Origin of the sequence: Mesorhizobium sp. WSM4976, from assembly GCF_029625685.1 — a bacterium.
GTDB lineage: Bacteria > Pseudomonadota > Alphaproteobacteria > Rhizobiales > Rhizobiaceae > Mesorhizobium.
Genome location: NZ_JARTVT010000013.1, coordinates 28394 through 30186 on the forward strand (window position 1 = coordinate 28394; position 1793 = coordinate 30186).

Consider the following 1793-nt stretch of genomic DNA (forward strand, 5'->3'; position numbering starts at 1 on the left):
GGGGGCGCCCCCCGCCCGGCGTTTTTTTTTTCCCCCCCCCCCCCCCCGGGGCGCCGGCCCCCCCCCCCCCCCCCCCGGCGGGGGGCGCCCCCCCCCCCCCCCCAAACCCCCCCCCCCCCCCCCCCCTCGACCGGGGCAAACGCCGCGTTGTGCGCGTCGAGCGTCAGCGAGGAAGTCGTGGCGATCGTCAGCGAATCGGAGAGTGTCGAGGTGTCGCCATCATGGTCGGTTGCCGACAAGCCGAAATTCATCGTCAGATCGTGGATCGTCGTCACCTCGCCATAGGTGATGTTATTGACGGTGAAGGTTGACCCGCCGCTGTTGTACGAGACCCCGACATTGTCGAAATCATGGTTGACATAAAGCGTATAGGTATTGGTCGCGGAATTGAATGCGACACCGTTGTTGGTCGTCAGCAGGGTGTTGTCCGAGGTCTCCACCACATTGATAGACGTTATGCCCGAACCCTTCGAGACTGACGCGATGTTGAAGTCCTTGACGCTGGTGAAACCATTGTCGTCGAGCACGTGGAATGTGACGTTCGCGGTGCCGCCTCCCTGCCATTGTGTCAGAACGAAACTTACTTTGGTCTGCTCATGGGTGAAGCCAAGATGCAAGGTCTCCCCCGTATCCATGCTCAGGCCAGTACTGCCCACCGCAATACCATTATGCGACGCCTTGACTTGCTGCGTAGCGTCGTTGAGATCGCCAGTGATGACGAGCTGGCCGTCTGGCGAAGTGAGCGATGTTTGACCGCCACCGGAGGCCGTGAAGGCGGAATCGCCAGTCACGGTCGTGGTGGTGATTACCGTCGGCGAATTTAAGGTGTAGTCGTAGGTTCCGTTCGCATTGAGATCGAGCGTGAAGAAGGCGCTGCCTGCCGGATCGCCGGGGTTTGAGTAGGCATGCATCAGCACGCCGCCGTCGGGTTGCGCGTCCTCGGTGTAGTAGAAGGTGAACTGCACGGCGTGCGTGGTTGCGTCCTGAACCTGAACGGTCGTGACGCCCGCGTTGGTGGTCTGCGCGAAAGTGACTGCGCTGCCGCTATAGGTGCCGCTGGCCAGCAGCGCGAGCGAAAGGTGATCTAGCCCGTCGGCGCCGAAAGCCGCGTTGTAGGTCCCCGTGAAGCTGGTGTCGGCCTGGTTGGCCACGATCGCGTCCATCACGGAGTTGAAGACCGGGCCGTCGTCATGGAAGGTGGTCTTGGAGCCGAGGTCGAGGGACTGCGAAGCTTTGTCCCCGTCTCCGTCCGTCACCGTCGCTGTCAGCGTCACGAGGCCCGAGGTCAGGCTGATGCCTTCCGAACTGTCGGTGGTGTTGTCGATCGTGTTCTGGTGCACCGCGCGGTCCTGCGTCAGCGTCACCTGGCCTGTCGAGATGTTGACCGAAAGGGTGAACACCAGGAAGGCCGGGTCGCCGCTGTGGCCGGTCACGTAACCCGAGACCGTGTTGCCGCTCTGCGTCAATACCACGGCCTGGCCGGTCGCCGAGTCGATCAGGTTCGAGGTCACGCCCTGCGAGGAGACGCTCACGCCGTAGGTGGTGGTGGCGCCGTCGGCGCCCTGCACCACAGTGAAGGCACCAACAAAGCTCTGCGTGTCGGAGGTCGAGCCGGAAGGCCCGGTGCCCGAGCCGGCAATGCCGTTGGTCGCCGCCGTCAGATAGCTCTCGTCCACATTCAGCGTCGGCGCCGGCGTTCCGCTCAGCGTGATCGAGGGCACGTCGTCCTTGATGGAGATGGTGATGGTCGAGGTGTTGGTGTTCCCGAAGGCATCCTGCACCGTATAGGTGAA

At 63.1% G+C, this 1793-nt stretch carries 1 protein-coding gene; it reads right to left on the bottom strand.

Features of this window, described 5'->3' with window-relative positions:
* Window positions 1–1793 (bottom strand): DUF5801 repeats-in-toxin domain-containing protein (locus P9272_RS17235; protein ID WP_278161437.1); only part of this gene is annotated, 1793 nt, incomplete at both ends.